Raw genomic sequence first — 7,883 nt, 5'->3', positions numbered from 1 at the left:
AGAAGACCTCCGACGTCGTCAAGGAAGGCGACAAGGTCAAGGTCAAGCTGCTCGGCTTCGACGACCGCGGCAAGACCCGCCTGTCGATGAAGGTGGTCGACCAGACCACCGGCGAAGACCTCGAGGCCAAGGAGAAGGCCGCCGAGGGCGAGAAGGCCCCGCGCGAAGCGGCGGGCGAGTAAGCTCTCGGAACATCTGAACTCCAAGGGCGGCTGAAAGGCCGCCCTTTTTTGTTGGCCCTTTGCGACCTGCATCCTCGATGCGCCGTGCGCGATTCCGCCGCACCGTCACGACCACTTCGATCGAAACCCGAAGTGGCTGCAGCCGCGTACCTACTTCTACCCGCCATACGCTTCCGCAGCGGATCGTCCCAGACAGGAGAACCAAATGTCATCCATATCCCGGCGCCGTCTCATGTTCGCAGCAACCGGCCTCGTTGCGGCTGCCGCTGCCCCGCGCTTGGCGTTTGCGCAGGCGGCCATGGCGCCCACAGGGCCGTTCAAGCTCGATCCACTGGCCTATCCGGCGAACGCGCTGGAACCGCATATCGATGCCAAGACGATGGAGATCCATCACGGCCGCCATCACCAGGCCTTCATCACCAACCTGAACAATTTCGCCAAGGACAATCCGCAGATCGCCGAGAAGCCGGTCGCGGAAGTGCTGGGCAACCTCGGCGCGGTTCCGGAAGCGATCCGCACCGGCGTTCGCAACAGCATGGGTGGCCACGCCAATCACACGATGTTCTGGCGGATCATGGGACCGAACGGAGGCAAGCCGGAGGGCGCCCTGCTCGCCGCAATCGACAGCGACCTTGGAGGCGTGGAAAAGTTTCAGGCCGACTTCAACGCCGCCGGCGGACGCGTCTTCGGCTCGGGCTGGGTGTTCGTGACTGTCAGCAAGGACGGCAAGCTCGCCATCGAGACCCGGCCGAACCAGGACAACCCAATGATGGACGGCAAGCGCGCGCTGCTCGGCAATGACGTCTGGGAGCACGCCTACTATCTGAACTACCAGAACCGACGCGCCGATTATCTCAAGGCATGGTGGAACACGGTGAACTGGAAGGCGGTGGGCGAGCGCTACGCTGCCGCGAAGGACGGCAAGCTCGAGGTTTGATCGCAGACCGTGATCAAAAAGGAAGGGCGGCCTCCCGGCCGCCCTTCCTGCCTACGCGTCGTTACCGACTGCCGCTCACTTCTCCCGCGTGCGGGAACGGCAGCCTCGCTTCACTTGCGCACGATGTCGTAGCGGTCGAGGTTCATCACCTTGGCCCACGCCTTGGCGAAGTCCTTGACGAACTGCTCCTTGGAGTCCGAGGTGGCGTAAACCTCGGCATAGGCGCGGAGCTGGGAGTGTGCGCCGAAGATGAGGTCGACACGCGTGGCGGTCCACTTCACCGCGTTGGTCTTGCGGTCGTGCCCCTCATAGCTACCGTCGGCCGACGGCACCCACTGCGTGCTCATGTCGAGCAGGTTGACGAAGTAGTCGTTGCTCAGCGTTCCCACCTTCGCAGTGAATACACCGTGTTTCGAACCGTTGGCGTTGGCTCCGAGCACACGCAGGCCGCCGAGCAGCACCGTCATCTCGGGGCCGGTGAGCCTGAGAAGTTGCGCGCGATCGACCAGGGCTTCTTCCTGCTGCATGAACTGATGCCGCTTGCCGACATAGTTGCGGAAACCATCGGCCCTCGGCTCCAGCGGTGCAAACGAAACTGCGTCGGTCTGCTCCTGCGAAGCATCCATCCGGCCCGGCGTGAAGTCGACCTTCACCTCGACACCGCCGTCCTTCGCGGCCTTCTCGACCGCGGCGGTGCCGCCGAGCACGATGAGGTCCGCCAGCGAGACCTTCTTGGCGCCGGATGACGCGTTGAAGTCCTTCTGGATCGCTTCGAGCTTGCCGAGCACCTTGGAAAGCTGAGCCGGCTCGTTGACCTCCCAGTCCTTCTGCGGCGCGAGACGAATGCGCGCACCGTTGGCGCCACCGCGCTTGTCCGAGCCGCGGAACGTCGAGGCCGAGGCCCAGGCGGTCGAGACCAGCTCGGACACCGAGAGGCCGGAGCCCAGGATCTTGGTCTTCAGGGCTGCGATGTCCTGGTCGCTGACCAGCTCGTGATTCACGGCCGGGATCGGGTCCTGCCAGATCAGCGTCTCCTTCGGCACCAGCGGGCCGAGATAGCGCTGGATCGGGCCCATGTCGCGATGGGTGAGCTTGAACCAGGCACGGGCAAAGGCGTCAGCGAACTGGTCCGGGTTCTCCAGGAAGCGACGCGAGATCTTCTCATACGCGGGATCGAAGCGCAGGGAGAGGTCCGTCGTCAGCATCGTCGGCCGATGCTTCTTCGACGGGTCGAACGCGTCCGGAATAATCGCTTCGGCGTTCTTGGCGGTCCATTGCTGAGCGCCGGCCGGGCTCTTCGTCAGCTCCCATTCGAAGTTAAAGAGGTTTTCAAAGAAGTTGTTGCTCCACTTCGTCGGCGTCTTCGTCCAGGTCACTTCCAGACCGCTGGTGATGGAGTCGGCGGAGTGGCCCGCCCCATGCTTGCTCTTCCAGCCGAGGCCCTGATCTTCGAGTGCACCTGCTTCAGGTTCCGGACCGACCAGCGACGGATCTCCGGCGCCATGGGTCTTGCCGAAGCTATGGCCGCCGGCGATCAGCGCGACGGTCTCCTCGTCGTTCATCGCCATGCGGGCAAACGTCTCGCGGATGTCCTTGGCCGCAGCGACCGGATCCGGCTTGCCGTTCGGGCCTTCCGGATTGACGTAGATGAGGCCCATCTGCACCGCACCGAGCGGCTCTGCCAGCTCACGCTCACCGCTGTAGCGCTCATCACCGAGCCAGCTGCCTTCGGGACCCCAATAGAGCTCTTCCGGCTCCCAGACGTCGACGCGACCACCCGCGAAACCAAACGTCTTGAAGCCCATCGATTCCAGCGCGACGTTGCCGGCGAGCACCATCAGGTCGGCCCAGGAAATCTTGCGGCCGTATTTCTGCTTGATCGGCCAGAGCAGCCGGCGCGCCTTGTCGAGGTTGGCGTTGTCGGGCCAACTGTTGAGCGGTGCGAAACGCTGCTGACCGGCACCGGCGCCACCGCGGCCATCAGTGGTGCGATACGTGCCCGCGCTGTGCCAGGCCATGCGGATCATGAGACCGCCATAGTGGCCGAAGTCGGCGGGCCACCATTCCTGCGAATCCGTCATCAAGGCGGTCAGGTCCTTGATGAGCGCGTTCAGGTCGAGCGACTTGAATTCCTTGGCATAGTCGAAGTCCTTGTCCATCGGATCGGACTTGTCGGAATTCTTGTGCAGCACCTCGATGTTGAGCTGCGTCGGCCACCAGTCGCGGTTTGAGCGAACGGGTTTTCCGCCCGAAAACGGGCACTTCGAAGTGTCGTCCATAAATACCTCCTCTGGCGGCGTCGACTTGCGCCCTTGACCAGGTAGAACCACTCTAAGCGTCGCAAACGATCAGGTAAAGTTGACTTTAGTGATCGCTGCGATAGGATTTTCTGATGATCAATGTGACGCTGCGCCAGCTCCGGTATTTCGATGCGCTGGCGCGTCATGGCCATTTTGGTCGCGCGGCGGAGTCCTGCTCCATCTCGCAACCGGCCTTGTCGATGCAGATCAAGGAGCTGGAGGAGGCGCTCGGGGGCCTGCTGCTGGAGCGCAGCGCGCGCCAGGTGGCTCTGACCCGGTTCGGCGAGGAGCTCGCCGAGCGGGTCCGCGATATCCTGCGCTCGGTCGACGAGCTCGGCGATTTCGCGCGGGCATCACAGGACCGCTTTGCCGGCCGGCTGCGCATCGGCATGATCCCGACCATCGCGCCCTACCTGCTGCCGAAGATCACCAAGAATCTCACACGCATGCACCCGGAGCTCGACATCCGCGTGCGCGAGACCATGACGCCGCGGCTGATTCAGGAGCTGGTGGAAGGCCGGCTCGACACCGCCATCGTGGCACTGCCGGTGTCCGAGCCTTCGCTCACCGAGGTCGCTCTGTTCGAGGAAAAATTCCTGCTGGTGCGGCCGGCCGCCGATGAAGGCACGCCGGCGCCGTCGCGAGAGATGATGCGCGAGATGCGGCTTCTGCTGCTCGAGGAAGGGCATTGCTTCCGCGACCAGGCGCTCTCCTTCTGCAACATGCAATCGGCGCCGCCGCGCGAGATGCTGGACGCCAACTCGCTGTCGACGCTGGTGCAGATGGTCAGCGCCGGCATCGGCGTCACCTTGATCCCGGAGATGGCGGTGCCGGTCGAGACGCGATCCGCCACGGTCTCGCTGGCGCGCTTCCGCGACCCCGAGCCGTCGCGCACCATCGGTATGGTCTGGCGCAAGACCAGCCCGCTGGCGCGGCAGCTGCTCCAGATCTCCGAGGTGGTGTGCCTGTCGGCCGGCAAGGTCCGCGCGCGGCAATCCGTTCGCAGCCAGAAGGCTTGAGCGGCAGATGCCGGATCCGATCATCCGCCCCGCCCGCTCCGACGAGTACGACGAGATCGGCCGTGTCTGGATGGAGAGCTGGGTCTCGACCGGGCTCGGCGAGGCCAGCGACTTCCTGCTGGCCAATTTGCGTGCGCGCATCAGGCGCGAGATCGAGAACGGCTGGAGCCTGTTCGTCGCCGACGACCGCGGCACGATCGCCGCGATGCTGGCGCTGCATGTGCCGAAGCTCTATCTCGACATGCTCTTCGTCGGGCCCGCCTATCAGGGGCAATCGCTGGGGCGGAAGCTGCTCGCCTTCACGCGCACGCAATTGCCCGACGAGATGCACCTGCGCTGCGTTCGCGAGAACGAAAAGGCCTGGCGCTGGTACGAGCGCGAAGGTTTCGTGTTCGAGAAGGAAGAGATCGAGCCGTCGAACGGGTTCGTGATGAAGTATTACCGGTGGAAGCGGCTCAGGGGGTAAGCACTGGACTCCGGGCGCAGCTTGCGGTTGTCACGATCCCCACCTAGTGTGACGAGATCGATGACCTCCTGCCTCTGATCCCCCCGAAATCCATGCTCCGCATTGCTGTCTCGTTGATTGTGCTCTCGTCCATATGGACCCCGGCGGTCGCGCAAACGCCTCCAACACCCGCCGCGCCTTCCGCTCGGACTGCAGCGCCGGCCAAGAAGGCAGCGCCGAAGGCCAAGCCGGCTGCACAACAGCCGGTCGCGGCGGAGAGAGGCCCATGTCAAATCGGCGTCATTTCCGCGATCGGAGACCGTTTCTCGGTACAACATGTCGGCCTTACGATGTTCGGCAACGAATATCTGGAAGCGCCGATCGAGACGTGGGGCATCGATGATCTGTTTGTTGCGAAGGTTCGAGCCGCGGCTCCCGGCACGGCTGTCCGAAAAATCGCTTACGCAAGCGGAGCCTTCAAGCCTTACTATCAACCGGAAGCAAAACTGTTCCGCAATGACCGCAACGACCTGACGGCCCTGGTGCGGCAGATCGCCGGAACTGCAAATTGCGAACGCTACGTCGTAGCCACGAAAGCCCGCGCTTCGGTTGATGGCACCAATCAGTCAATCGAGGGCCTCGGAGTCTACAAGAATTGGGCGAGCCCTTCCGGGCGTGGCGTCGTGGTTGCCCATTACCGTATCAACGTTTTTGACGGACGGACCTTCGACATCCATCGAGCGCCCACCCGGAGCTTCGGAGATGTGCTTGCTTCGAGCTTTTCCAACAAGAACGACAATATGAAAATCCTGGACAATCTCGAGTTTCCCAAGACTCCTGAACAGGTGACCAACAGTGCATTGCTGCGTGACAGCACACGCAGCTTGCTCACGGCCCAGCTGGAAAAGTATCTGCCCGCATACATCAAGGGCGAGTAAGCACCCTTGGCGACAGGACACGTATTTGACGTTCTGGCCCGACTGGTCGCTATTTCGGCTGTCCTGTGGTGCTTTTCAACATCTGCTTCGGCGCAGACCCAATCAACAGGGACGCAGACGGCAGGACCAGCCGTCAGGCAAGCCAAAAGCAAGTCGACCACGGGGAGTGTAGCGACGGGCAGGCCCGTTCCCGTGGCCGGCAACTCGTGCGACTTCGGTGTCGTGGTCACCACCGGCGACGAGTTCACCGTGCAGACGACCGGCCTGACCATATTTCAGCACAAGAAGACGGTGGTCCCGATCCCAGGCTGGGGACTGAGCGATCTGATCTTCGTGCGGACTCGCGCCGCGATCCCTGTCGGCGCATCCGTTCTGAGAATTCCCTACAACCCGGCTAAATTTCCTCCCCGCGATGAGTCGAAGGATACGTTGAAAGACAGGTTGGTACGCGATCTCAACGCGGAGCTAGCCGAATACATGCGCCAAGTGGCGAAAGGAACGAATTGCCGGCACTACATCCAGATTCTCAATGCAATCAGTCCGATCGGGTCATCAAGCTATACGGTCCGCGGCTTCGGCATCCTCAACCAGGATGTGGTGCTCGGGCGTCGCATCTTTCTCCACGCCCTGGCATTTATCCGTATCTTTGACGGGCGCGACTTTGCCATCGTCAGACAGAGCTCTGCGCTGATCAACCTGGATCATTCGCTGGCGGTACAGAGGTTTTTGGGCAAGCTCGTCGGCGGCCCTTATCGCGAGTTGCCCGCAGAATCGTTTCCAACGCGTCCTGAAGATGCCGCCGGCAATCCCGCACTGCGCGACGGCGTACGCGCCATGCTGACGGAAAGCCTCGACAAGACGCTGCCGCTCTTGCTCGGGGCTCGACCAGCAGCGCGTCAAAGCGACGCCAGAGAACGTTGACCCACATATCGTTCACGCCGCTTGCCTTCCTCCTAGGGTTAGTGCGTTGCGGATACGCGGCAAACGCGGCATGAATTGCGCGCTGTTCGCCGCTCGTCTCCGGAAGGTTCCGCCCCATGATCAAGCTCTATTGGTCGCCCCGTTCGCGCTCGTTCACCACTCTCTGGCTGATGGAAGAGAGCGGCCTGCCCTATGAGCGCGTCCTGACCGACATCTCGAACGGCGCGCAGAAGGCGCCAGACTTCCTCAAGATCAACCCGATGGGCAAAGTGCCGGCGCTGACCGACGGCGAGGCCGCGCTCGGCGAAGCCGCGGCCATCTGCGCCTACATCGCAGACCGCTATCCCGAGACCAGGCTCGCGCCCGGCGTGACAGACCCGCGCCGCGCGCGCTACCTGCAATGGCTGTTCTTCTCGCCGGGCTTCATCGAGCCCGCCATCACCCAGATCTTCACCAAGATCGAGATCCCGACCTCGAGCGCGGCCTGGGGCAGCGCGGCGCAAGTGTTCGACGTGCTGGAAGCCGCGCTTCAGAAGGGGCCGTGGATTCTCGGCGAGGAATTTTCGGCCGCCGACGTCGTCATCGGCTCCGGCCTGAATTATGCGGTACGCTCGTTCAAGATGGTGCCGTCGCGACCGGCCTTCGATTCCTATCTCACGCGATGCACGGCGCGTCCGGCGTTCCAGCGCGCGGAGAAGATCGCGGCGGGTTAAGCAGGCTCTCGTCGGGTGGGCAAGGCGCAACGCGCCGTGCCCACCGTCTGTAATCATCGAGAGATGTTGGGCATGCTTCGCTTCGCCCACCCTACAAGAGCACCAAGCTATTCCGATGCCTTCAGATCGTCCGGCCTCGGCATCAGGATGGTGTTGTAGCCGGAATCCACGTAGTGAATCTCGCCGGTCACGCCGCCGGAGAGGTCGGACAGCAGATACAGCGCGGAGCCGCCGAGATCGTCGAGCGTGACGCCGCGACGGAGCGGCGCGTGCTTCTGCATGTAGGCGAACATCGCTCGCGCCTCACCGATGCCGGAGCCGGCGAGCGTACGGATGGGACCTGCGGAGATGGCGTTGACGCGGATGCCGCGCGGCCCGAAATCGGCGGCGAGATAGCGAACGGAAGCCTCCAGCGCCGCCTTGGCTAC

At 63.2% G+C, this 7,883-nt stretch carries 9 protein-coding genes; 7 read left to right on the top strand and 2 right to left on the bottom strand.

Annotated features, from left to right (window positions below; genetic code table 11):
• Positions 1-182: hypothetical protein (locus JHD07_RS06310; protein WP_291620144.1), on the top strand; the 182-nt coding region annotated here is incomplete at its 5' end.
• A 205-nt stretch (positions 183-387) separates the two neighbouring features.
• Positions 388-1,119 (top strand): superoxide dismutase, encoded by a 732-nt coding sequence (locus JHD07_RS06305; protein ID WP_291620141.1) that lies wholly within the window; start codon positions 388-390, stop codon positions 1,117-1,119.
• A gap of 110 nt (positions 1,120-1,229) precedes the next feature.
• On the opposite strand, the gene katG is transcribed toward JHD07_RS06305, so the two are convergent.
• The gene (gene katG / locus JHD07_RS06300; RefSeq protein WP_291620139.1) at positions 1,230-3,398 is read right to left on the bottom strand and encodes a catalase/peroxidase HPI; all 2,169 of its coding nucleotides are present in this window, start codon (positions 3,396-3,398) and stop codon (positions 1,230-1,232) included.
• A gap of 113 nt (positions 3,399-3,511) precedes the next feature.
• Here katG and JHD07_RS06295 point away from each other — a divergent pair, with 113 nt between their 5' ends.
• The 5 genes from JHD07_RS06295 to JHD07_RS06275 all read left to right on the top strand — a co-directional run bounded on the left by JHD07_RS06295 (position 3,512) and on the right by JHD07_RS06275 (position 7,455).
• Positions 3,512-4,438: a hydrogen peroxide-inducible genes activator gene (locus tag JHD07_RS06295; protein ID WP_291620137.1), complete on the top strand. Its 927-nt coding sequence runs from the start codon at positions 3,512-3,514 to the stop codon at positions 4,436-4,438.
• A gap of 7 nt (positions 4,439-4,445) precedes the next feature.
• Positions 4,446-4,904, top strand: a complete 459-nt coding sequence (locus JHD07_RS06290) for a GNAT family N-acetyltransferase (protein ID WP_291620136.1) — start codon at positions 4,446-4,448, stop codon at positions 4,902-4,904.
• Between the two features lie 92 nt (positions 4,905-4,996).
• Complete coding sequence (locus JHD07_RS06285) at positions 4,997-5,821, top strand: hypothetical protein (RefSeq protein WP_291620134.1); 825 nt, start codon at positions 4,997-4,999, stop codon at positions 5,819-5,821.
• A gap of 192 nt (positions 5,822-6,013) precedes the next feature.
• On the top strand, positions 6,014-6,742 hold the full coding sequence (locus tag JHD07_RS06280) for a hypothetical protein (protein WP_291620132.1): 729 nt from the start codon (positions 6,014-6,016) through the stop codon (positions 6,740-6,742).
• Positions 6,743-6,858: 116 nt separating this feature from the next.
• Positions 6,859-7,455 (top strand): glutathione S-transferase family protein, encoded by a 597-nt coding sequence (locus JHD07_RS06275; RefSeq protein ID WP_291620130.1) that lies wholly within the window; start codon positions 6,859-6,861, stop codon positions 7,453-7,455.
• A gap of 107 nt (positions 7,456-7,562) precedes the next feature.
• Here JHD07_RS06275 and JHD07_RS06270 read toward each other — a convergent pair.
• A partial coding sequence (locus JHD07_RS06270) for an SDR family oxidoreductase (protein ID WP_291620128.1) occupies positions 7,563-7,883 on the bottom strand: 321 nt, incomplete at its 5' end.

Source organism: Bradyrhizobium sp., assembly GCF_016462955.1.
In the GTDB taxonomy this organism is placed as follows: Bacteria; Pseudomonadota; Alphaproteobacteria; order Rhizobiales; family Xanthobacteraceae; genus Bradyrhizobium.
This window is presented reverse-complemented; position numbering and strand designations above follow the sequence as displayed.